Below are 23,300 nucleotides of genomic sequence, written 5' to 3'. Positions count from 1 at the left end.
GAAGCTACTCGGTGTACGGGCAGAACAGGTAGCACAGAAATTAATTGTTTCCGTTAAACCAGTGATACGATTAAGCTCGCTGCATTTCCCCCGAAGCCTGCAGCGTTAATCATAATTTTTTTGATCAGCTTGCTTTCATTCTTAAAGACAACCGGATAAGGAAAATCGACGTAGCAATTCCCTGCCAGCATGAGAAGCGCAAATTCAAGACTTAACGCTCCCGATGCTCCGAAGGTGTGCCCAATAAGCCACTTGTTCGAGACGAGAACTGGCAAGTTATCTCCAAATATCGTCTTGACAGCTGTCAGCTCGCTGGCGTCGCCCTTCACGGTACCGGGCGCATGAAGAATTACCATGTCGACAGAAGACGTGGTCGCCATGTTTTCCAGTGCCATCTTCATCGATCTCCGCAATGCGCTCCCCTCCTCTGTAATCGCAGTCGGCGTCTTTGAATTTTCCTGGGCATAACCAACCGAGTCAATGACTCCAAGTACTTTTTTATCTACCAATTCGCCATCGTTCAGCATTTCGAGTGTAAAAAGAGCGGCCCCTTCTCCAAGCGTTAATGTATCATGGAGCGGAGATTCGGATGAGCATGGTCTGCATGGGTAGACCGCGTCGACTTCATTCGTGTAAATCCTGAGAGACTTCATCTGCGCGATAGTAAACCCCGTGAGCGGTGCCTCCGCTCCCCCGACAATGAACCTATCGGCCATTCCCGCGCGCATCCACGCTATTCCATTGAATACCGCATGAAGTGCAGTGCTGCATGTAACAGAATGGCTGATCGTCGGACCGTCGACTTCAATATCATGGGCAACACTGCTTGAGATATTACCGAGTGTGGTGGTCGGCGAAGTGAGGGGGAACAGGCGTTGAGATGGATTGGTAAGATACTCTGAGTGTCTCTTCTCAAGAAGTTCTGTTGCTCCTCTGGAAGAGCCGATATTTATGCCGGTGCGCGACGGATCAGATTTATCCCAACCCTCTTGTCTGACGGCTTCACGTGCCGCATAGATCGCCATGATGACAGTCCTATCAAGGTTTCTATAGTCTGGATTCTCATGCCGAATCGATTCGATGATTTCTTCCGATCCATCGCAAAGACTTCCAACGGGCACTTGCTCACCGTTGAAGACCTTCGGCTTAATCATGCTTTTCCGCCGTTCGTAGGTTTTCCACACATCATCGCGGCACGCGCCGAGCGGAGAGATCGATCCCATGCCGGTAATCGCAATATGTTTGTCAGAGTTTTTCATTATCCGCCATCTCAATCGACCACATGGAGATCACGAGCCGCGAAGATACTCGAATATTTTTTAGAAATATACCGTCGCAAAGACTGCAGCTGCAGTGTTGAGATTCGTTTTTCCCGGGTTTCCGAATCGAGATGAGTTCTGATCAGAATAAGTGAAATTAGCTTGAGACTCCACGCCAAAACTTAAATGCTCATCAAAGAAATATTCTCCGCCAAATGCCAGTCCGGCGAGCCAATCGGTAGTCGACGCAACTCCCGCTCCTCCTGCAGGGATGATCTTAAGCATTGCGATTTGTAGCCCCAGATATGGTGAAACTTTTTTCTTTGTCAGGTAGAAACGCGGGACAATTCCTATGTGAAGGTCGGCACCTGTGCCATCTTCCCACGCCAGTCCCACGGCAGGGGCAAGCGAAACCATTTTGCTGACCCAGATAGGAACAAGTATGTCAAGCTGGCTGCTTTGAAATGAAGCGGTCAGTCCATAAGTCGGAGTCGAACTACTGTCTTGAGCGAACGTACTCACCGCAAGAATACATTGAAGAGCAATCGTGCAGAAGAACAAATAATACTTTTTCATTCAATTCTCCTTTCGAGTTACAACAATTATATGCGTAAATCAAACATCCGTGATTTTTCGAAGATCAATAGGTAAGTCCGACAACTGCCGATATAAAAAGATGTCGTGAAATGCTAAGAACCCATTGACGCGCCAATACACTCTATAAAAGCCGGCGGGCACTGGCCTCCCGTTATCGTCAGTGCCGCTCCACGTTTCAGTATGCTGGCCCGCATACATTAGATTGCTGCGAAGAAAGATCTTTACCGTGTTCCTCTCCGGTGTAATTGTCGTAGCACTTCCTTCGAGCGTCTCATCAGAACTTTGCTCACCGACCCAACGAGCCTTTACAATCCAGAGATCAACGACCGATTGAATTGGCAAATCAAACACAAACTCTGTCACACCCGGAGCAGGATTTGGATAGGGAATATGAAATACAAAATACCTTGGGATCCCCGCCACAATACTGTCAGATCTCTCATTGATGCCCCCATTGAATCCGAATCCCCCACTTCCAGACCCGGAACCATCCGACGGATTTCCCCATACCGCAATCGGAGTTGGGCCAGACGAGTTGGTGATCCACAATCCTGTTACAATCGACGTCGTTAAAGTTGGAGCGACGAGAGTATTGTCAGATTTGCAGGACAGGGCAACGAACGAAACCATCAGAAGCAAAACAGCCTCTAGTTTACCGGCAAATGAGATATTCATTTTAAATCTCCCTGTTCATAACTCAGATCAAACGCTCTGAAAAAATAATCATTTCAAGTTGTCAATCTCAAGCAACATGGCTTGTATCGTGGAATAAACTCTGCTCAACTCCTCATCCGTAATACAGTATGGCGGCATAAAATAAATAATATTTCCGAGAGGCCGGATGATAACGCCGTGGGTCAAGCAGAAATGACTCATCCTGTCCCTCAATGAGTGCAGATATGATGTCTGCTCTCCGCATTTCGCGTCGAATGCCATGATCGTTCCGATCTGTCGTGGTTTCTCCACAATGGGATGATTACGAATTCTTGAAAGGAATTCCCGGTGGCTCGATTCGATTCTCCGGATATTGTCCCACGTCCCGGGTTTCTCGAACAGATCGAGACTTGCAAGGGCCGCGGCACATGCTGCAGGATTCCCCGTGTAAGAATGGCCGTGGAAGAAAGTCTTTTTCCTGTCATCGGACAGAAAGGCTTCATAGACTTTTTCCGTACATGAAGTCGCACCAAAAGGCATCGTGCCGCCTGTAATACCCTTCGACATACAAATGATGTCCGGTTTGTTTTTTAGATAATCGGATGCAAAAAATTTTCCTGTCCTGCCGAATCCCGTCAGAACTTCGTCGGCAATTGTCGGTATTCCTTTTTCGCGGCAAAAATAAATGAGCTCGTCCAAAGGCGGAGCTTCGTAGACAATCATCCCGCCGGCACCCTGCAGAAGCGGCTCGAAAATAAATGCAGCTACATTTTCCTTTTGCAGTTCACGTTCCAGCTGATCAAGAGATTCTCTTTCAATCCCTTTTAGCGGTGCGTCAATAAAGGCCACATCAAACAACAAATCCCGGAATGGCGCGGTAAAAATATCACGCTCACTTACCGACATCGCGCCGAACGTGTCTCCATGATATGAGTTTCGAAAAGCAACAATTGTCTTTTTGTTTATTCCCTGATTGTACCAGTATTGCAATGCCATCTTCACCGCGACTTCGACCGCCGTTGAGCCATCGTCGGAATAAAAAATCCTCGACTGATTTTGAGGTAGGACTTTTATCAAACGCTCCGCAAGCTCGACTGCAGGTTGATGTGTGAACCCGGCGAATATAACATGCTCTAAAACCTGAAGCTGCTCGTGGATTTTCTGCCCGATATACCGATTTGCATGGCCATGAACGTTCACCCACCATGACGAGATGGCATCAATGTACTCTTTTCCGTCCTCATCATACAAGCGCGCGCCTTCACCGCGAACGATCGCAACCGGAAGTTCCGCAGTTTGCATCTGCGTGTAAGGATGCCAAATGACTTTGCTGTCGCGCTCGGAAAGGTTCATCTATTTAAATATTCCCTTGAATGTGCCAGCATATTTGCTCACGGCATTCTTGTCTAAGACCCTTTCTTCACCGACGGATCCGAGAAGACTCGCGCCGGAATGTTTCAAGATAAAATCAACCGAGGCTTTTTCTTCCTTTCCGTTAAAGATCAAACCTCGAATGGATATTCTTCTTCGTTTTATTGCGTCTATGGTAAGAAGCGTATGATTGATACTCCCAAGATAGTTCCTTGAAACGATAACGGTTTCAGCTTCGAGAAGCTCGATTAGATCAAGTACTACCGAAGAACCATTGACCGGCGACATTGCGCCACCGGCGCCTTCGATGATAAGATGGCGATCTTTGACGATAGGAATCAAAGAGCGAATTTTCTCCAGGTCTATCTCAATGCCGTCCATCTCGGCAGCTACATGCGGGGAGAGCGCGTGCGTCAGGCGATAAGCTTCCGGATGAAGAACGGAAACCGGATTCGAGATCAGTCGCCGCACCGTCATCGTATCCGAATTATCCAGGTCCCCCGACTGAACTGGTTTCCAGTAATCCGCATGCAGAGCCTCCACAAGTATGGCAGATACAAACGTCTTTCCTATCCCCGTTCCAATCCCGGTTACAAAAATCCTGCTCATGACGATTGTGAAGATAGAGTCTCGATCAATCCGTCGATTTCCGATTCTTGATTGAATGAATGGAGACAAATCCGCAGCCGCTCTGACCCGCTCGGAACAGTCGGGTGCAATATCGGGCGGACATCGAAGCCCGCTTTTTGGATCTGATCGGCGAATTCTCTGACGACGGGATTGCCAGGGATGATAAGGGATTGAATCGCACTGTCGCTTTGGATCATTCTCTCTGCCAATGATTTGGGAGTCTTCTTCTTGAAGTAAGAGATGCGATTTCTTAGGCAATGGAGTGGGCGGGGGTCCGAGCCCAACATTTCGTATGCGCACTTGACGGCAACCAGGCTATGGAAAGGCAAAGCGGTTGTGTAGATAAATGAGCGCGCAAAATTAATGAGATATGAGCGAAGAATCTCAGAACCCACCACGATGGAACCATGACAGCCGAGTGCCTTCCCAAATGTATGAAGCCGCGCAAAAATCTTTTCTTCTATTCCAAGCTCAACAACTTTTCCTTCGCCTTTTTCCCCGAACACGCCGGTTGCGTGCGCTTCATCTACGATCAGATTTGCATCAAACCGACCGCACAATTCCGATATCTCGACGAGCGGCGCACAGTCGCCATCCATCGAGTATACGGACTCGAGAGCGACAAAAATATTTCCAGTCGCCGCGTTGAGTCTCCTTTCCAGTTCTGCGAGGTCATTGTGTCTGAATGAAAAACTGCGTGCGTAACTCAATCTTATTCCGTCCCTGATCGAAGCATGAACAAGTTGGTCGTAGAGAATCGTGTCGGTTCTTTCCGGCATGCTGGAAAAAATCCCGACATTCGCATCATAACCGGAATTGAAGATCAACCCCGCTTCAGCGTGGTGAAATTTTGCAATTTGATCCTCAAGTTCTTCACATAACCGAGTATTTCCCGATATGAGTCGCGAGCCCGTCGAGCCGATCCGTGCATCGTCATATAGCCTCTCTGCCTGCAAAATTTTTTCGCGGAGAATTTCAGAACGGGAAAATCCCAGGTAGTCATTGGAACAGAAATCTATAAGTCTGTCGCTTGGTGTACCCCTATGTTCGTCAGGAAGACTCCGGAGTGAATGATCGCTCTCCCTCTGTTCAAGTGCCTTCTGAAGCTTTTCCTCTATATCAGTCATGTCACTTGCCTGATGCTTTAAACAAGTTGAATTCAGAATTAAAAGTCAGCTTCTCTCCACCATAATCGGATCTCTGAGAAACGACGTAGTCAGCCTCCTGAGGCGGCGTGAGCCAGCAGCCGGCGAGAAAAAAATCAATTGCATGGGATGCTAACATTCGCTGGCGATCGCCATCGACGTAGACTTTTCCATTTTGTGGCAAGAACTCACGAATGTTCTGAAATTCGGCCGTAATCCGATTCATGTCCGAAGACTGAGTTTGAAGATGATTGAACATAGAGAGCGCGATAAGAAAAGCCAGAGAGATATCTACCGCAAGAAGTCGCCACGAGGACAAATTAAAATGCAATAGCGAGAGAAGCGTCGTATACACGCTAACTGCAAACCCTACGTAGAAAATAGATTGGAATTCGTGGAGAGCCACAAAGTTCTTCATCGGAAATGTCCACAACAAACCCGAAAAAATCATCACGACGTGAACTTTATTCGCGGCAGATTTGTCCTTCATGTACCTCAGCACACTGTAAGCAACCAGTGATATCACGAGGAGGGCTGAAGCATTCGTGCCCGGTTCGACCTGCAGAACCGGCCAGAATGGAATAAGCATTAACGCCATCGCATGTGCCTGCGCCGGAAGGTAGCTGGCCCAGTCAAATGTCCATAAGAACTGTGTGTGTCCCTGTGCCGAGGCGATTCCTGTTCTCCAGAGTGCACTGTTTACGCTTGGCAAATCTGCAAATGATCCGCCTACAATTCTCCATTCGTTGAACAATTGCAGCCCAAGCACCAGCGCACCCCAGAGCAATGCTACACCTGTAATGACAAACGAAGGCCGCTTAACAAATGTCGAAAATCTCTTCTTTACCGGACCCGTCCCGCCAAACAAAAGCTCTGTTCCATCTATCAAAAGCCATGTGGCATAAACTGCGTATGGTTGCCATCCGAAACTTACGGGGAGCAAAGAATAAAACAAAACATTCGAGATTCTTAAACTCGATTTTTGTACCATCACCACTCCATGCAGCGCCACAACAAAACCCAAGAGCGCCGGGATGTCATTGAAGATCATGTCATGATAGGAAAGCATATAGTATGATGAGAGTGCCACTAGTGTAACTACGAGCGCCGCGTACTTGTTCCCCACAAGCCTTTGCACCAACAGGAACACCGCTACGATAGTCAGGAAGAAAAAGACATTCATCAACTGGCGCGCTGCATAGGTTTGCAGTGCCAAGCTGTGCTCAAAAGGATGCGTCAGTAACCCGGTAAGTAGAAAAGGGAATATTGGAAATCTGTTGTAAGCATCATAGACGGGCGTACCATGATGCAGCTCCTTGCTTGCATACATGAATAGAGGATGATCACCGGTCATGAGGTTATTAGAGATGGCGAGGCAGTGAAAAGAATTACCGCCGTACAGCCCTCCTCCGGCGACGAACTCCCCGTCACGATTCTCCGTCATGAATATGCACACGCCAGCGAGCATCAACAAAACGAAAGAGATCCGGATGTCCAGTCGCTCATTTTTGTTTGATGATGTCATCCCGTTCTTTTCAGCCACCGGTTCGTTCCACGATAAATAATTTACTTATCCACCGTTTCGTCATCCGTTAATGGACTCAAATGGTTTCCTCGGTCTTACCCCCAGCACAGATAATAATTTTGCATCTTCATCGAGAGCGGGGTTTGAAGTAGTCAGCAGCTTGTCGCCGGCAAAAATGGAATTCGCTCCCGCAAGGAAACAAAGCGCCTGAGCCTCCTGGGAAAGCTGAAGTCTTCCTGCCGAAAGTCTAACGATAGATCTGGGCATGACAATTCTTGCCGTCGCAATCATCCTGGCAAATTCCCACGCATTTACCCGTTCCTGACCTTCCAGCGGCGTCCCTTCGATTGGAACTAGTGCATTTATAGGAACCGATTCCGGATGCGGATTGAGATTGGCAAGCGTCATCAGCATGGCGATGCGGTCGTCCATAGATTCTCCCATTCCGATGATGCCGCCGCAACAGACAGTGATAGCCGCCTTCCGCGTATTTTTAATTGTGTCCAGACGATCCTGGTACGTCCGAGTCGTAATTATCTTTTTATAATGCGCGTCCGAAGTGTCAATGTTATGATTGTAAGCATACAATCCTGCTTCTTTGAGCTTCAGTGCTTGAGCTTCAGTAATCATTCCGAGAGTGGCACACACTTCGAGCCCGAGATCGTTCACTGCTCTTACCATTTCCAATACGCGGTCGAAATCCTTATTGTCACGAACCTCGCGCCATGCCGCCCCCATGCAGAATCTAGTCGCGCCCGCGTACTTTGCGCTTTCCGCTTTCCTTAAAACCTCATCGAACGAAAGAAGCGACTGTACCTCTACGCCCGTATTATAATGCACGGATTGTGAACAGTAGGCACAATCTTCCGTGCACCCGCCCGTCTTTATCGATAGAAGTGAACAAACCTGGATCTCAGAGGGATTATGGTATTGTCTGTGGACAGTCGCTGCGGCGTAAATCAATTCAAGCAGCGGAAGATTATAAATACTTTTTATTTCACCGTTCGTCCAATCATAACGGACTTCAGCAAGCTCTCCATTTATTGATTCCATCAGTATAACTCTCTGTCTGTTGAATAATTCGTAGAAATTCCTTGAATGGGAATATAATCCCTGGGGATGGATTCTTAAAGAGAGTCAGCCGTCTGCCTGTGCCTAAAGCATCCCCCGACATTTGCCGGTTATCGGCAAAAGGTGGGGAAAAACTAATCGCGGCTCCTGTTCAAGGCACCACAGCTGTCTCTGACAACCAATGTTGGCGAAAATGTGGTGTGAAGAATTTCCATGTCGGGGGACGACATCCTCTTCACGAGACGTTCAACAGCAAGTGCTCCCATCTGGTACATCGGCTGGCGCATGGTAGTTAACTTGAAGTATTCAGCGAGTTCGATGTCGTCAAACCCCACGATTGCGACGTCTTCCGGCACGCTGAAACCGTTTTCGGTGAGCGCGGCAATGGCGCCCATCGCCTGTATGTCAGACGAAATAAAAAAAGCTCTCGGCATGTCACTACCCATCTTAATAAACTCGACCATGGCCTCATAACCCGCTTCGCGGTTGAAGCCGTCAAACTTTATAGTATTTCCAACCTTCACCAAGTCTTCGCAGAAAACGAGCCCCTGTTCATTGAGAGCCCGTTTATAACCATCGAGTCTCTCAGTCGCGGGAGTGCTCACCGATCGGGCACCAATCATACCGATCGAACGATGACCAAGCTGTATCAGATGTCTGACCGCCGTATAGGCGCCTTCGGCGTTAGCAACTGATATAGAATCAAATTCCGGAAGAGAGGTGTCAACCAGCACAACCGGGAGTTTGGATTCCTTCAATCGTGGTACAGTCTTAGGCGGGAGCTTCATCGAGAAAAAAAGGAGGCCATCAACTTTTCCCCGCTGAAGCGCAGAGCTTATGTGAGACTCCATTTGATCCACATGGTTGACGCCGTAAAGCACCAGGTCATAGCCAAACTCTGAGCTTCTATCCTGTACTCCATGAAGCACGGTCGCAAAGAAATAGGTAGAGAAAAAGGGAATGATAGCAGAAATTGTTTCAGCCTGGCGGCGCGCAAGCCGCTGAGCATAAGTATGCGGCTGATAATTTAGCCTCTTTGCAACCTCCATAACGCGCTTCCTCTTTTCCTGACTGACGTGCGGAGAGTTGTTCAGCACGCGGGAGACTGTGCCGATGCCCACTCCGGCCTCACGCATGACATCCAATATAGTAACTCTTGAGCCCATAAAACTCCTTCCCAACATTCTAAGTCTGAAAATGCTTTCCCGAAACCAACCTGTAGCGCCGCGAAGACTTCTAGACTCTCATGGACGGGATCATACACGAGAAATTATAGCAGCGATAGCTAATATTCAAGCGAAGATACCCCCCGATAGTATCCAATTTTGATTTAGTCCAAACATGAAGAGTTACGTTGATCGCCAGTAAGGCAAAGCGGTGCAAGGCAGTCTGGAGTTATCAAAACCTCAGTGACGCCTGACGGTCCTTGTGGTTAATTTGATTCCAATCCGAAATAGGATTCAAATTAGGACACGAGAGTCAGAGTGGCAGTCGAATCATAACTATTGAATGCCGCCGTCGACCTTTTCGATGACGCCTAACCTCACCGCACGCTTTCCTTTACATGCATTAGCCTTTCACGACCTCCGGTTGAAGCTCACGGACAGTTTCTTTCTTCCTCCCCGCGAATAGCACTTTGATTCTCAACTGCACTCGTTCAACTATTACATACACCACAGGAACGAGGATCAATGTTAAAAACATTGAGCTGAGAAGTCCGCCGATAATTCCCCATGCGAGTCCGGTCTTCCACTCCGAACCCGAATCTGTCGAAAGAGCAAGCGGCAGCATTCCGATTACCATCGCGGTCGTTGTCATTAAGATCGGCCTTATTCGACTCTCGCCCGCCTCGATCAGTGCATCATAAATTGAGAGTCCATCTTCTCGTCTCTTCTGGTTCGTACGGTCAACAAGCAGAATCGCATTTTTGCCTACCAGTCCGACCAACATTATTATTCCCAGGATGGAAAATATGTTTAAGGATTTCATCGTCAATGCAAGTGCAAGGAACGCCCCCACCATGGCTACCGGTATGGAAAAAAGGATCACAAACGGATCGATGTAAGAATCGTACAAAGCGACCATTACCAAATAGACAAAGATGATTGCCGCAACGAGTGCCAGCCCGAGACTCCCGAAGGCATCCGACTGGTTCTTGAGGTCTCCCCAATAAGCAATATCAACGCCGGAAGGAATCTTTTCTTTGGCCATCGCATTCTTAATATCCTCTCCGACACTTCCGGTGGGCCGGCCGATAACCTGAGAATAAACTGTAACCGCATTCACCCGGTCAAACCTTTGCAATGAAGTCGGACCCGTCGATTGGTAGACGCCGGCGAATTGTTGAAGCTGGATAGACTGTCCGCGATTGTTTATGAATGTCATCTGCTTCAAGTCGGAAATCTTCGATCTGTCAAATTTGTCCAGGGAGACAAGAATATTGTAATCGTCGTTTCCGTCCCGGAATTTAGCATCATCATTTCCCTGCATTGCTACCTGCAGAGCCGCGCCGACGTCGACGATCGAGAGCCCGAAGTTCGCAAGTTTCTGGCGGTCTATATCTACTCTCATTTCGGGATTCCCGGCCTCGGTGGACAGGCGAACGTCCGCTGTTCCAGGAATCGATTTGACAACTCTCTCGAGTATCTCGGCGGATTTCAAGACGTCTTCGCGATTGGAACTGTTGACTATTAATTGAATCGGTGTCTGATTTGCGGTTCCGAAAAGTCCGATGGGATTAACACGTACTTTCACTCCGGGAATTTGGTAGGCAAAGTTTTTAATTTCCTCTCCTACCTCGTCAGTAGACTTTTTGCGTTCTTCTTTTGGAACCAACTCAACATCAAGCTCTGAGCTGTTATTTGACGTTTGTCCTATCAATCCTTCGTTTGATGCGCCCACCTGCACAAAATCGCTTTTCACTTCCGGAAGGTTGTTGATATATTTTTCTACTTTCTCGGTTACAAAGTTTGTATTGTCGAGCGAGTAATCTGACGGGGTCTCAAGAGTAACGGCAAACTCACCTCTATCGGACTGGGTAATGAATTCCGCTCCTATGAATCCAAGCGGAGCGAGTGAAAGCGCTGCGAAAAACAGCACGGCTGAGATCGTCACAACTTTCCATCGGTTGTTCAAACTCCATTTCAATACCTGAAGATAATTCGCAATGATCCTGCGGAAATATTTTTCAAATTGCAGTGCAAACCTCCCGATGAGAGTTCCATCTGTCATCTCTTCGATTTTACTGATCCTCGAAGCGAGGAGCGGGGTTACGGTGAACGAGACGAAAAGACTGAGCAGAGTCGAGATTACCACGACGACAGAAAACTCACGGATTATGTTGCCGATTAATCCGCTGGTCAGCGCAAGCGGAACATATATCACCACGTCGACCATGGTTATCGATAATGCGGCAAATCCAATTTCATTCCTTCCTTTGACTGCCGCGACTCTCGGCTCTTCCCCCTTTTCGAGATGATGGTGAATATTCTCTATGACGACGATCGAGTCATCCACAAGAATGCCGACGACGAGAGATAGCCCTAACAGAGTCATCAAATTGAGGGTGTACCCGAGAGCGTACATGACCACGAAAGTGGAAAGTATCGACGCCGGAATGGCAAGCATCACTATAAATGAGTTGCGAACGCTATGGAGAAACAAAAGCATGACTACTGCGACCAGAACGACGGCGAGCATGAGATCGAACTTCACGCCGTTTGCCGCATCTATCGTAAACTGAGAAGCGTCCTGGGAAATATTAAACCTGATATTTTGCGCACGGTAGTCTTTTTCGATCCTGCCCAACTCGGCGCGCACCATTCTGCTGACATCCACGGCGTTTGCATCTGTTTGTTTTTGTACAAGAATGCCGACAGACGTCACGCCGTTAATTCTATTGATGGTGGTGTATTCTTTATGACCATCCTCAACGTCAGCAACATCTGAAAGCTTTACATCACCTCCACCATTTGATTTTTCAATAATAAGATTTCTAATAGCATCCACCGAGGAAAATTTTCCCGCAAGACGGACAACCAACTGATTGCTATTGTTCTCAAGTTTGCCGGTGGGAAAATCAACGTTGGAATTTTGAATTACATTCAACACCTGTAAAATAGATAATCCATATGCCTTCAGCTTATCGGCATTCAGGTTGATGCGGATTTCCCTTTCATCCCCGCCGACCAGCGTGACCTGACCTACGCCGGGGACTTCCGAAAGTCTCGGTTGAATCCTGTCGATTATGAACTGGTAAAACTGCGTGGAGGGCATATTGCTCGTGACCCCCATTCTCAACACCGGAATTGCATCAAGCTCAAACTTCGAAATTGTCGGGGTCTTTACTCCCGCCGGAAGCGTGCTTACGATCTGATCGATCTTCTGTTGTGCCAGCTGCATCTGCGTGTTTACGTCGGCAGATTGCCGGAATTGAATCATCACAAAAGAAACTCCCTCATTAGACCGCGAGGTGATGTCGTCGATCTGGTCCAATGAAGAAACCGCATCCTCCACCGGCTTCGTCACGGAGTTTTCCACTTCATTTGGAGAAGCTCCCGGATAAATCGTTGAGATCGTCAGTACGGGCGGCGTGATTTTCGGAAGAAGCTCGTAATTCAATCTCGTCAGGCTGAACAGTCCGAGCAACGCGAGCGCGCCGAATATCACCACGATCAAGGTCGGCCTCTTTATCGCTAATTCAGTTATCGTCATGTCAAGAATCCCTTTTCAACTTATTCATTTTCATTTTCATAAGTGTCGATCATTCGACAATGCTTACCTTGCTCCCATCCTGGAGATTGTTCTGCCCGTTGATAACAACGGTTTCTCCCTCGTGAAGCCCGTCCAATACTTCAAGGTAATTGTCATAAGCCGAACCGATTACGACGTTTCTTAATCTTGCGATCCCGTTTTCAACGGTATATACTTGCGGCTCTTCAACGCTCCCTACCAAAGCTTGACGCGGAATCGTGAGGCATTGACCGTCGAATCTTTTGGCAAACAATACGTGAGCAAACATACCCGCCTTCAGCGGATGTTCTTTGCCGTTCGAGAAATCCACCTCAACAGGATAAGTGTGAGATGCATCCCCCTTCACGCTGATGGTTTTTATGAAGCCTGAGAACCTTACCCCCGGATAAATTCCCGTCGAAATCTCCACTCTGTCGCCAACCTTGAGTCCAAAAACGTCGTGCTCGTCCACATTGACGGTGGTCTTCAATTTTGAAATGTCCACGATGTCAGCGACAACCGTCTTGCTGTTTACATAAGTGCCGACATCGACTACCCGTGAGGTAACGATTCCGGAGATAGGCGCCGTAACTCTTGTATTTTCATACTGACGTCGTGCCACTACATATTGATCGTCGGCGGTTTCGTAGGCGAGCTCCGCGTTTTCGAGCTGGGCATCTGTGACCGCTTTGTCTTTATATAGTTCCTGGAATCTTTCATGATCTTTCTTTGCTTTTTCAAAATTAACTTTTGCGGCATTCATTGCAGCCAAAGCAAGCTCGTCGTCAATCTGTATTAGTACAGAACCGGCGGCTCTGTAATCACCTACATCGGCAAAAACTTTTGTTACCTTTCCCTGTGCTTCGGAAACTATGGCGACATCGTTGTTGGCATCTATGGTCCCGACGATATCGATGCTGTCTGCGATTTCTCTCTTGTCGACCGTCGCAACGCTGACAGTGTATGCATCAAGCGTCGACTTCTTTGTCTCCGCTTTTATTTGGGAGCGGTTGTGCAACAATACGACCACGATAAGAGCGAACACAACCGTAACGACCGAATATATTTTTATTTTATTCATTTGTCACCTCGACCTTTTAATCTTCAGAATTATCTTGACCTCTCTCTGTACCTACGGGACGATGTAAAGCGGATAGAAAACCTTTGTACTTATCCCCGGCTTTCTCTTTCCGTATCTGACTTTATCTATCTAATTTGTTCTCAAATTCTTCGCGCAGACCGTTTAATGAAGAGAAACTCGGAATATTCTTCCACTCAATTTTCGACGGCATTATTCACTTGGCTTTGTTTCTCGTCGGTTCCGTATGAAACATATTTCTTTCTTCCTTCCTCTGATAGGATTCCCTCGAAGACTATCTTGGAAATAGCTTCGAAAATCTGCGGGCCGCTGTAAGGTAGTTCCGACAACAGTTCGGGATTCATCATCGATTCGACGGCGTTCGTATAAAGCAGAATTATGATGTCACGTCCCAGGTCATTCCTGATGATGCCGCTTTCAAATCCTATTGACAGGAGCTGACGAATTTTCTCCGTGCCTTTTTCATTCTTGAAGGCACAGATTTCTTTCCAGAGATCAGGGATCTGTTTCTGCAGATCGTGAAAACGATTGACCCGTGAAGTCCGCTCGGCAAAAAAATCAAGAGTCTTTCTTAACTTCCCGACGAAATCTATGTCTGCCTGTTGCCATATTTCATCGATCCGCTCCGTGAACTCACACTGCCTCTGAGAGACTAGCTCGCGCAATATCGCTTCCTTATTCGGGAAGAATTTGTACAGAGTTTTCTTGCTCATTCCGAGGCTGGAAGCTATCTCCTCCATTGTCACCCTTGAATACCCATGTTCAAGGAACATCTCTTCCGCCTTCGCAATGATTCTTTCCCTTCTCTCTATTTCGTCGCTTGACATTGTCATCCTTTCTCTACGAACGAAACGGTTCGTGTTTATGTCGTTTCCTTTCACAGCCAAAAAAATGCAGCTTTTTGCTGCACTTTCCACGCGGAAAACGATATTCGTATAATCCGTTTCCAAATTAACTGTTTCGCATGATTTTGTCAAGCAGAATATTCATCAACAAATTCTTAAAGAACTATCGTCGCTCCCCTGAACCGGTCCTTCCTGGCGCATCTATTTCTAAAGACGAATGAAGCGGAACAATATTTTAGAAAATCTGTGTCTCCAGTTTTTATTACGCCTTTGGCAGAGCTGACTGCCGCTTCGTCGGTAACTCACCCCAGCCGGTTATCATACCGACCAAATATATAATCCCGATGATCAGGGAAACTGCAGATGACCACAGTGCAGGTTTTGGAAAAATGGCGGCTCCTCTCGGATTGTAGATATATGTTAACACTTCAGGGACCAAGAGGAGTCCACGTATTGTGTACAAGGCCATGATCGTCACAAGTCCCGTGCGCAGTAACGGAACGCGGCGAATCATGTGTGCCCCCGAAAGCGCATATAAACCGAAGATAAAAAAGATAATAGCCACAATAGTCCCGCTTGCATAAAGCACGAGGGGTTTGGAAACCACGGACGGCGGCGCACCGAAATATAAACTCCATGGTATTGAGAATGTCACGACGAGTTGAAACAACGCGACAGCGAAACTAAGTCCGGCCGCCGTCGCTAACAACTGTTTTGCAGTTTTCATTTTGTCGGCCTCCTGATTTGCTTTAATAATTACGTTCGATTGCTCTGATGATTTTTCTTGCTCGCCTATCCTCGTAATGATCATGCACAACAAGGAGGGCATGTATCACGGCAGGAATCCACAATAGAAAGCATAGGAAGAAATTCAATAGCGCCTGTATCGGTTTCCCGCTGAAGAGAACCGCGACCGGCGGAAGAAAAAATGCCAAAATGTACAGCATAGTATTCCTTTTACCCTAGTAAACACTCATGAAAGATAGCGAGACTCAAGAGTCTCTCTTTGCAGACTTCTTCACCCGTTTATCGACGTAGTACCTCATCATTGGCCTCGACCTCGAAGTCGTATCGACAATCTCGAAACCTGCGCGCGCGAATGACTTTTGAATCCCTACCCACAAAAACGAGTCGGGCCATTTTTTCTGTGTTGGGATGACTGGATACGCTTCGAGTATTTTTATTCCAACGCTCTTTGCGTACTCAATCGCGCCTTTAAGAAGCGCTACAGACACTCCGTGTCGCCTATAGTCTTTGTGAATGAAAGTACATGGTATCGCCCAAACAGGATTTTGGTCAATTCGTTTGTGGACCCGTGAACTCTCAAGTTTGAGGAAATCTTCCCGTGGAGCAAGCGCAAGCCACGCAATCGCCTTGTGCCCGTAAATCGCGAGGAGTCCGACCGGTCTGCCAGACCAGACAATCTTTTTCATTGCATCCCGGTTTCCATTCTTGATTTTCCCCTTGACAAAATCTGTTTTCTTTGCGCGGTAATACATGCACCAGCAATTCCCGCAAGCACCCTTTTCCCCGAAAAGATCCACGAACTTATCCCAGTTCCCCTTGGTAACCGGTTCAAAAAAAAGATGGCGTGTGAAGTCTTCTGTTAGGTTCTGATCTGCAAAGCACTCTTTCTTTTCTGTGGGTTCAGCCCTGTGTTTCGCCTTTCCTTTTCTTTTTCTCACGCTGCCTCAGCTGGGTTATAAATTTATTTCCCCTATCATATACGTCAACGCTTTGCCTGCAATCTTCACTTTATCGCCAAGGTCTTCACAGAAAAGCTTTCCTCTTCTTTGTGAAATCTGCAGCGCTGTCATGCTCTTCTTGTTCAATTTCCTGGACCAATAAGGAATAAGCGTCGTGTGAGAAGAACCCGTGACCGGGTCTTCTGGTATTCCTGCTTGTGGGGCAAAGAAGCGTGAAACAAAGTCGACTTCGTTCCCTCGTGAGGTCACAATTGTCCCGCGGCAATCCAATTTTTTGAGCAGGTCGAGGTCAGGTCTGAGCTCACTCACTTCGTCTTCACTTCTCAGAACAACCATGAAATCTTCCACTGATTTTAATACTTCCGACGGCTTAATTTTTATGCCTTCAAGAAGCTCTTGAGGCGCCTCTACAACGATACCCGGTCGACTCGGGAAAATCATTGACATGATGTTCCCTCCAAAAATGACCTTGAGGATTCCGCTCTTTGTTTTGAAAGCGATCTCTTCAGGCTGGTAGCCCAGGTGCTCCTTGAAAACATATGCGGTCGCAAGGGTAGCATGTCCACATAGGTCAACTTCCACCGCAGGGGTGAACCATCTTAGTTCAAAGTTTCGATTCTTCTCCACCACAAATGCAGTCTCCGCGAGATTATTCTCTGCGGCAATTTTCTGCATGCTGCCGTCGGAAATCCATTCTTGCAGGATACAAACGGCCGCCGGGTTACCGTGAAACTTCTCGTCTGTAAACGCATCGACTTGATAAATCGGAATTTTCATGTTTTGTTATCCAATGGAGTCATTGTTAATATGAACAAACCTTCAAAAAAGATCAACGAACCCTGGCAAATCAAATTTTTATTTCACAGATCAAAGCAACGAGTCATCCTGACCAACCTATGAGAATATGTCTCCTCTCTTGAATTGCCACACGCTTGCAGCATTGACCACGGCACCAATGCCCAAGAGTATTCCGATGTGTGGTAGGATATCGACGGTACCAACTCCCCTCCAAAGCACTTCAAGAAATCCGTCCATTGCCCAGTAGACGAAGGTGAGTTTGCTGATGAATTGAATTCCGGATGGCATTAGGAATGTCGGGAACCATGCACCGCCGATCGCACTCATTGTCAGAATCAACAGAGTCCCCAGTCCGTTAGCCTGCTGGCGAGTCTTGGAGACAGCGGCGAGAAGCATTCCGAACGCCGTGCATGCTGTTGAAGCAGAGATAATTATCAACATAAGATTCAGGAAATTAGAAAATATGTCGACCTGAAACATCAACCACCCCACGACAAACATGAGAAGCAACTGAACGATCGCGAGTGACATATTGAATAAATATTTGCTCCAGAGAATATGAACACGCGATACGGGCGACGTGAGTATCCTCAGCATCAGTCCTGACTTTCTTTCATCAAAGAGAGATGACGAAGAGGCGGTAAGGGCAAATAGAAGGAAAGTCAGCGCCCATCCTCCGATGGTCCTCGTTGCCCATTGGTTTTTCAGCTTTTCGCCGACCACCTGTTCCTTGTCGATCCTTACGATGTTGTTCATAAAATTTGAATTCGTCTTAGAGGTGTCGCTGTCGGATCGGGCGGCGATCCATCGGTCTGGATGAAGAAAAATGCCAGTGTCGATTTTAAAATATTTCCCGACAACAGATGCTATTTTCTTGTTGAATGCCTGACCCGAGTCCGTGCCGAGAAACTTTCTTGCCTGACGAAAGCCGCTTTGAGCAATGATCGATGGGAAGTGGCTGAAGACCGCCTCCTGGAGCAATCCCTCGACTGTCTGCATCTCCATGTCATTTTTGGGATCATAGTAAAATTTGAGCTGAAGAGCGGAAGATGTATCGGTGTAAGCATCGGCGGGAAAGAGAATGCCGGCGGTGGCCTTCCCGTTTTTGACGTATTCTTTGATCGAAGTCGTATCGAACGGGATCAACTTTCCTTGATTATTCTTCACCGAGTCGACAACTCGGAAGGCCTTCATGGTATCCAGAGTAGAAATGATTCTGTTTACGACATCGGAATTACTCTGGCTTAGAACAGCAATTGGTATTCCCTGCGGCCCCTCACCACCGCCGTTGAAAATCGAGCCAAAGATAAACATTAGAACCAAGGGGACGATGAATGTCAGCAGGACTGCCACCCGGTCGTTCAGGAAAACTCGATACGAATTCTTGAAAAGTTGAATTACCGGTTTCAATCTCGAAGACTCCTGCCGGTAAGCTGCAAGAAAAGAGCTTCAAGTGTCGGGCGATGCAACTCGATCCAGCTGTACTTCAAGCCTTTTTCTTCAACCTTGGCGAAAAACCTTGAAAGGGTGAACCCATTTGTCGGTTTCAATTCAAAATGGTCGTCTTCTTCGAGAAGTTCACCAAACTCATGGAACAGCTCCAGGTGCTTAAGAGTCGAAGGGTTTTTCGCTATCACGATCGTCTCATCATAGGGGAGCTTCTCTAATAGTTCATCCGTAGTTCCGATCGCTATGATGGTTCCATGATCGATGATTGCAATTCTACTGCAAAGTCTTTCGGCCTCTTCCATGTAATGAGTAGTATAAATGATCGTTTTACCTTGCCGGTTAAGGGTTTCAAGGTAATCAAAGATTGCGTTGCGCGATTGCGGATCCACACCGACTGTCGGCTCGTCGCACAGCAGAATTCTGGGATCATGGAGCAGGCTTGCTATTATGTTCAACCGTCGCTTCATACCTCCCGAAAATGTCTTGACCTTGTCTTTGCGTCTTTCATACAATCCGACGGCATTCAGCTTCTCCCTGATGCGCTCAGTCAGAATTCCGGACTCCACATCATAAAGACCCCCGAACATCTCAAGATTGTCTTGGGCACTGAGCTCATCGTACAGCGCAATCGATTGTGGTACAAAACCGATCTCTTTCTTCAATTCAAGATTGGCCTGCGATATCACCTGATCACTAACTACAATTGTACCCTCATCGGCGCTAAGATACCCTGCGAGCAGGCTCATCAATGTCGTCTTACCTGCACCATTCGGTCCGAGCAGCCCGAAAAATTCCTGCTCGTTGATTTCAAGAGTTATTTTGTCGAGAGCGACAACGGAGGGAAATTTTTTTGTAACTTGCTGGACGGTAATCACATTTACCCGGTTCATCTTCTCATTTCATTATCTCAATATGCACCCGGAGAACCGTACGGGGGAACATGCAAACAAGTTACAGGTACGCGTGTTTCAATTCCATTTTCCGTTTGCACCTGCCACGCTAAACTTCCCAGCGCCGAGGAAGAAAAGCGTCAACGCAGTGAGCAAATAGAGCGCTTCTAATTCTATCCCCCACCCGCCGCCCGGGCTGAGATGAGCCACTCCATGACGAGCAACGAGTATGACGGCCATGAACAAATCGAAGGCGATCACGAGCGCAGCCGGACGAGTCCAGATACCAAGTATTATCAGAATAGGCGCAACGATTTCGCCCACGAAAACTCCGTAAGCTACAAAAAAAGGAAGATGGAATGCCTCAAGCGGGCCAGCCATCCATGCCACGCCATGCGTGAGCTTTGATACACCATGGAACAGCAGTAATCCTCCCACTGTAATTCTAAGGAGCAGTCCGCCGAAACTCTGACCGAGTTCGTTCATGTCAATACCTCTAGCTTGTGATTTAGTCCAGTTAGTAGCCAACCGTGAACCGCTGACGAATAAAATGCGGATTTTCAATTTCGTCAACCAAGGCGACCGCGTAGTCCTCGATCGATATCCTGCTTTCACCTTTGGAATCAAAAATTGGCTCATCCTTACCAATGCGGAATTTTCCCGTACGATCGCCATTCTCCACGATTATTGCCGGACTGAAGAACGTCCAATTGAGCTCTTTCTCCTTCCTAAAAACCTCAAGAGAATCGCGCTGGGCAGAGGCGGCTTCCTTTAATGATTCCGGAAATCCTTGCATATCTACTAATTGTTTGCCGGGTGCGACGTAAAGACTCCCTGCTCCGCCGACATTGATCAGCCGCTTCACTCCGGCTTTCTTGGTACCGTTGATCAACGACTGCGCTGCTTTGCTGAACAGCGAAAAGTCGGCCGGACTTGAAGATCCCAGTCCGTATGCGCTGACTACTACGTCATGTCCTTTGACAAGATTCGCCACCACGTTTTCATCGAGGACATCTCCCTGCACGACCGTCAGGTTAGGATGCAACAGCGTCAACTTTTCAGGACGACGAACAATCGCAGTGATTTTGTGTCTGCGGTTCAGAGCTTCCATAAGAATTTTGGATCCAATCCTACCCGTTGCCGCAAATAATGCAATTTTCACTGATTATTTTACCTCCTAACCTTGCAACATCAATTTTTGCAGACCATATTATGTCTATTGATAAGAAAAAGGAGATTCAGATGCCGGTTCCATCGTTCCACAATGTCAGCAAACATTTGCAAAAGTTCAACAGGTTTTTGTTCTTTAATTTTTCAACAACCCAAGTGAAACTAGCAACAACTGTGGCCATTACCATGTTCCCCCTACTGATCAAAAGTCAACCTCTGAACTATCCCGTCACACGAAGGGATACTCTTGTCGAGAACTATTTCGGGACGAAAGTTCCGGCGCCATATCAATGGATGGAAGACCAGGAAAGCCCCGCTGTCGACGCGTGGGTTGAGGCAGAAAATAAGATAACCTTCGACTATCTGGACAAAATTTCGATTCGAGATTCAATACGCGCCCGCATTACCAAACTTTGGAATTACGAGAAAGTCGGCGTGCCTAACCGGGAAGGCGGATTACTTTTCTACAGCAAAAACTCCGGACTTCAAAATCAAAGTCCGGTCTTCAGACAGAAATCCTTGGCCTCAAAGCCGGAAATGATTCTTGATCCGAACAAACTTTCGCCCGATGGCTCGTTAGCTTTGCTGGATTACCAGGCCTCGCCGAATGGCAAACTCCTTTGTTACGCAATCTCACAAGGTGGATCAGATTGGGAGGAACTTCACGTCAGAGATCTGGCAAGCGGGAAGGATCTTCCAGACACCGTTCACTGGGTAAAATTCTCAGGGTTATCATGGACAAATGACAACGGAGGTTTTTTCTACTCCAGATTTCCTGAACCGAAAAATGGCGAGGTCTTGACCACCGAGGCGGTCGGACAGCAGCTTTTTTATCACAAGGTCGGGACTCCTCAAACCGAAGATAAAATGTTCTACGATTTGAAGGATTACCCGGGCTGGTATGTAAGCGGAGGCGTTACAGACGATGGCAGATTTCTGTTCATCTATTTGAACAAAGGGACCGAATCAAAGAATAAGGTCTTCTATGTCGATCTCAAAGATCCGAAGCATCCCGATCTTTCCTCACCGGTAAAACCTTTGTTCGGAATCGATAATGCCGAATATTATCCCCTGGGAAATGTGGGAACAAAAATAATCATGCAGACGACACTCGACGCACCCAATCGTCGAATTGTCTCATTTGACATCGGTAAACCGGATTCAATAGGATGGAAGATGGTTATCGCCGAAGCCAAGAATGTTATAGAGCAATCGCTTCTCGCGGGGGGTAAAATAGTAGTGAGGTATCTTGTCGATGCAAAAAGTGAGGTGGAATTTTACTCGCTCAACGGAAAACATGATGGGACACTGAAGTTTCCGGGCATCGGTACAGTCGATGGATTGACCGGGCGTTATGATACTCCGGAGCTCTTCTATGCTTACACATCGTTTCTCTATCCGACCACAGTATTTCGTCATGATTTCAAGACCGGCAAGGATGTCACATTCCAGCCGCCTCACGTCGACTTTGACCCGAAGGGGTATGAGACAAAACAGGTTTTCTACCAGTCGAAAGATGGTACAAGAATTCCGATGTTCATCACGGCAAAGAAAGGAATCAAGTTAGATGGGACCAACCCAACGCTTCTTTATGCTTACGGAGGTTTCAACATCAGCATAACGCCGGCCTTCAGCATTACAAATGTTACATGGCTCGAAATGGGAGGAGTTTACGCTGTAGCGAATCTTCGGGGCGGCGGAGAATACGGCGAAACATGGCATCACGCCGGGATGCTTGAGAAGAAACAAAACGTATTCGACGATTTCATCGCTGCGGCAGAGTTTCTGATAAAGGAGAAATATACTTCAACTCCCAAATTAGGCATTGAAGGCTATTCCAACGGCGGTCTGCTAGTCGGGTCCTGCGAAACCCAGCGACCCGATCTTTACGGCGCCGCATACGCCGGAGCAGGAGTAATGGACATGTTACGCTACCAGAAATTTTCCGCAGGTGTCGGCTGGGTACCTGAATACGGCTCGTCGGATGACTCGACCGATTTCCAGTACTTGATAAAGTATTCCCCGGTCCAGAACGTCAGGCCAGGTATATGTTATCCACCGACAATCGTCACGACTGCAGACCATGATGACAGAGTCGTTCCGAGTCACTCGTACAAGTTCATTGCACAAATGCAGCATAATCAAGCCTGCAACAATCCGGTGCTGATCAGGGTTGAAACAAAGACAAGTCATGGCTATATGCCGACAGACAAACGGATCGCGCAGGCTGCAGACGTGCTGGCTTTCATGGCACACAATCTCGGAATAAAGGACCCGCCTGCTGCATTGCGTCATTAATGTCTTGACGAAAGCAAAGACGTGAAGCTGCTAAGACGATTTTGTAACAGACATTCTGTGTA

At 47.4% G+C, this 23,300-nt stretch carries 21 protein-coding genes; 1 reads left to right on the top strand and 20 read right to left on the bottom strand.

The window, feature by feature from the left end; all coding sequences use genetic code 11:
- Window positions 1-53: 53 nt before the first annotated feature.
- The 20 genes from VLX91_05555 to VLX91_05460 all read right to left on the bottom strand — a co-directional run bounded on the left by VLX91_05555 (window position 54) and on the right by VLX91_05460 (window position 20,932).
- Complete coding sequence (locus VLX91_05555; protein HUI29661.1) at window positions 54-1,259, bottom strand: beta-ketoacyl synthase N-terminal-like domain-containing protein; 1,206 nt, start codon at window positions 1,257-1,259, stop codon at window positions 54-56.
- 60 nt (window positions 1,260-1,319) lie between these two features.
- The gene (locus VLX91_05550) at window positions 1,320-1,835 is read right to left on the bottom strand and encodes a hypothetical protein (GenBank protein ID HUI29660.1); all 516 of its coding nucleotides are present in this window, start codon (window positions 1,833-1,835) and stop codon (window positions 1,320-1,322) included.
- 39 nt (window positions 1,836-1,874) lie between these two features.
- Complete coding sequence (locus VLX91_05545) at window positions 1,875-2,531, bottom strand: hypothetical protein (protein ID HUI29659.1); 657 nt, start codon at window positions 2,529-2,531, stop codon at window positions 1,875-1,877.
- 48 nt (window positions 2,532-2,579) lie between these two features.
- The gene (bioA, locus tag VLX91_05540) at window positions 2,580-3,863 is read right to left on the bottom strand and encodes an adenosylmethionine--8-amino-7-oxononanoate transaminase (protein ID HUI29658.1); all 1,284 of its coding nucleotides are present in this window, start codon (window positions 3,861-3,863) and stop codon (window positions 2,580-2,582) included.
- Window positions 3,864-4,490 carry a dethiobiotin synthase gene (gene bioD, locus VLX91_05535; protein ID HUI29657.1) on the bottom strand — a complete coding sequence of 209 codons (627 nt, stop codon included), beginning with the start codon at window positions 4,488-4,490 and terminating at the stop codon, window positions 3,864-3,866.
- Window positions 4,487-5,638 carry an 8-amino-7-oxononanoate synthase gene (locus tag VLX91_05530; GenBank protein HUI29656.1) on the bottom strand — a complete coding sequence of 384 codons (1,152 nt, stop codon included), beginning with the start codon at window positions 5,636-5,638 and terminating at the stop codon, window positions 4,487-4,489. The genes bioD and VLX91_05530 overlap by 4 nt, the downstream gene beginning before the upstream one ends.
- 1 nt (window position 5,639) lies before the next feature.
- The gene (locus tag VLX91_05525; protein HUI29655.1) at window positions 5,640-7,199 is read right to left on the bottom strand and encodes a hypothetical protein; all 1,560 of its coding nucleotides are present in this window, start codon (window positions 7,197-7,199) and stop codon (window positions 5,640-5,642) included.
- A gap of 42 nt (window positions 7,200-7,241) precedes the next feature.
- Window positions 7,242-8,234: a biotin synthase BioB gene (gene bioB, locus VLX91_05520; protein HUI29654.1), complete on the bottom strand. Its 993-nt coding sequence runs from the start codon at window positions 8,232-8,234 to the stop codon at window positions 7,242-7,244.
- A 152-nt stretch (window positions 8,235-8,386) separates the two neighbouring features.
- Window positions 8,387-9,418, bottom strand: a complete 1,032-nt coding sequence (locus tag VLX91_05515; protein ID HUI29653.1) for a LacI family DNA-binding transcriptional regulator — start codon at window positions 9,416-9,418, stop codon at window positions 8,387-8,389.
- Between the two features lie 403 nt (window positions 9,419-9,821).
- Window positions 9,822-12,965, bottom strand: coding sequence for an efflux RND transporter permease subunit (locus tag VLX91_05510; GenBank protein ID HUI29652.1), 3,144 nt, complete (start codon window positions 12,963-12,965; stop codon window positions 9,822-9,824).
- A 49-nt stretch (window positions 12,966-13,014) separates the two neighbouring features.
- Entirely contained in the window at window positions 13,015-14,064 is a 1,050-nt protein-coding gene (locus VLX91_05505; protein HUI29651.1) for an efflux RND transporter periplasmic adaptor subunit, read from the bottom strand.
- Window positions 14,065-14,258: 194 nt separating this feature from the next.
- Window positions 14,259-14,909 (bottom strand): TetR/AcrR family transcriptional regulator, encoded by a 651-nt coding sequence (locus VLX91_05500; protein ID HUI29650.1) that lies wholly within the window; start codon window positions 14,907-14,909, stop codon window positions 14,259-14,261.
- A 280-nt stretch (window positions 14,910-15,189) separates the two neighbouring features.
- On the bottom strand, window positions 15,190-15,654 hold the full coding sequence (locus VLX91_05495; GenBank protein HUI29649.1) for a hypothetical protein: 465 nt from the start codon (window positions 15,652-15,654) through the stop codon (window positions 15,190-15,192).
- A 22-nt stretch (window positions 15,655-15,676) separates the two neighbouring features.
- The gene (locus VLX91_05490; protein ID HUI29648.1) at window positions 15,677-15,874 is read right to left on the bottom strand and encodes a YqaE/Pmp3 family membrane protein; all 198 of its coding nucleotides are present in this window, start codon (window positions 15,872-15,874) and stop codon (window positions 15,677-15,679) included.
- A gap of 45 nt (window positions 15,875-15,919) precedes the next feature.
- Complete coding sequence (locus VLX91_05485) at window positions 15,920-16,612, bottom strand: GNAT family N-acetyltransferase (protein ID HUI29647.1); 693 nt, start codon at window positions 16,610-16,612, stop codon at window positions 15,920-15,922.
- 15 nt (window positions 16,613-16,627) lie between these two features.
- Complete coding sequence (locus VLX91_05480) at window positions 16,628-17,410, bottom strand: PhzF family phenazine biosynthesis protein (protein HUI29646.1); 783 nt, start codon at window positions 17,408-17,410, stop codon at window positions 16,628-16,630.
- Between the two features lie 117 nt (window positions 17,411-17,527).
- Window positions 17,528-18,841 carry an ABC transporter permease gene (locus VLX91_05475; GenBank protein HUI29645.1) on the bottom strand — a complete coding sequence of 438 codons (1,314 nt, stop codon included), beginning with the start codon at window positions 18,839-18,841 and terminating at the stop codon, window positions 17,528-17,530.
- Window positions 18,838-19,770, bottom strand: coding sequence for an ABC transporter ATP-binding protein (locus VLX91_05470; GenBank protein ID HUI29644.1), 933 nt, complete (start codon window positions 19,768-19,770; stop codon window positions 18,838-18,840). Before VLX91_05470 ends, VLX91_05475 begins: the two co-directional genes overlap by 4 nt.
- 78 nt (window positions 19,771-19,848) lie before the next feature.
- Window positions 19,849-20,256 (bottom strand): DoxX family protein, encoded by a 408-nt coding sequence (locus VLX91_05465; protein ID HUI29643.1) that lies wholly within the window; start codon window positions 20,254-20,256, stop codon window positions 19,849-19,851.
- Between the two features lie 31 nt (window positions 20,257-20,287).
- The gene (locus VLX91_05460) at window positions 20,288-20,932 is read right to left on the bottom strand and encodes an NAD(P)-dependent oxidoreductase (GenBank protein HUI29642.1); all 645 of its coding nucleotides are present in this window, start codon (window positions 20,930-20,932) and stop codon (window positions 20,288-20,290) included.
- Between the two features lie 164 nt (window positions 20,933-21,096).
- Here VLX91_05460 and VLX91_05455 point away from each other — a divergent pair, with 164 nt between their 5' ends.
- Complete coding sequence (locus VLX91_05455) at window positions 21,097-23,238, top strand: prolyl oligopeptidase family serine peptidase (protein HUI29641.1); 2,142 nt, start codon at window positions 21,097-21,099, stop codon at window positions 23,236-23,238.
- Window positions 23,239-23,300: the final 62 nt, after the last annotated feature.

This window comes from Candidatus Acidiferrales bacterium, from assembly GCA_035515795.1.
Lineage (GTDB): Bacteria > Bacteroidota > Ignavibacteria > Kryptoniales > JAKASW01 > JAKASW01.
The sequence above is the reverse complement of the archived record's forward strand: the minus strand, read 5'-3'. Positions and strand labels throughout refer to the sequence as shown.

Bases quoted from the DNA above. Each gene is read 5' to 3' on its own strand.
- VLX91_05555 (HUI29661.1), bottom strand. From the start codon at position 1,259: ATGAAAAACTCTGACAAACATATTGCGATTACCGGCATGGGATCGATC.
- VLX91_05550 (HUI29660.1), bottom strand. From the start codon at position 1,835: ATGAAAAAGTATTATTTGTTCTTCTGCACGATTGCTCTTCAATGTATT.
- VLX91_05545 (HUI29659.1), bottom strand. From the start codon at position 2,531: ATGAATATCTCATTTGCCGGTAAACTAGAGGCTGTTTTGCTTCTGATG.
- bioA (HUI29658.1), bottom strand. From the start codon at position 3,863: ATGAACCTTTCCGAGCGCGACAGCAAAGTCATTTGGCATCCTTACACG.
- bioD (HUI29657.1), bottom strand. From the start codon at position 4,490: ATGAGCAGGATTTTTGTAACCGGGATTGGAACGGGGATAGGAAAGACG.
- VLX91_05530 (HUI29656.1), bottom strand. From the start codon at position 5,638: ATGACTGATATAGAGGAAAAGCTTCAGAAGGCACTTGAACAGAGGGAG.
- bioB (HUI29654.1), bottom strand. From the start codon at position 8,234: ATGGAATCAATAAATGGAGAGCTTGCTGAAGTCCGTTATGATTGGACG.
- VLX91_05515 (HUI29653.1), bottom strand. From the start codon at position 9,418: ATGGGCTCAAGAGTTACTATATTGGATGTCATGCGTGAGGCCGGAGTG.
- VLX91_05510 (HUI29652.1), bottom strand. From the start codon at position 12,965: ATGACGATAACTGAATTAGCGATAAAGAGGCCGACCTTGATCGTGGTG.
- VLX91_05505 (HUI29651.1), bottom strand. From the start codon at position 14,064: ATGAATAAAATAAAAATATATTCGGTCGTTACGGTTGTGTTCGCTCTT.
- VLX91_05500 (HUI29650.1), bottom strand. From the start codon at position 14,909: ATGTCAAGCGACGAAATAGAGAGAAGGGAAAGAATCATTGCGAAGGCG.
- VLX91_05495 (HUI29649.1), bottom strand. From the start codon at position 15,654: ATGAAAACTGCAAAACAGTTGTTAGCGACGGCGGCCGGACTTAGTTTC.
- VLX91_05490 (HUI29648.1), bottom strand. From the start codon at position 15,874: ATGCTGTACATTTTGGCATTTTTTCTTCCGCCGGTCGCGGTTCTCTTC.
- VLX91_05480 (HUI29646.1), bottom strand. From the start codon at position 17,410: ATGAAAATTCCGATTTATCAAGTCGATGCGTTTACAGACGAGAAGTTT.
- VLX91_05470 (HUI29644.1), bottom strand. From the start codon at position 19,770: ATGAACCGGGTAAATGTGATTACCGTCCAGCAAGTTACAAAAAAATTT.
- VLX91_05465 (HUI29643.1), bottom strand. From the start codon at position 20,256: ATGAACGAACTCGGTCAGAGTTTCGGCGGACTGCTCCTTAGAATTACA.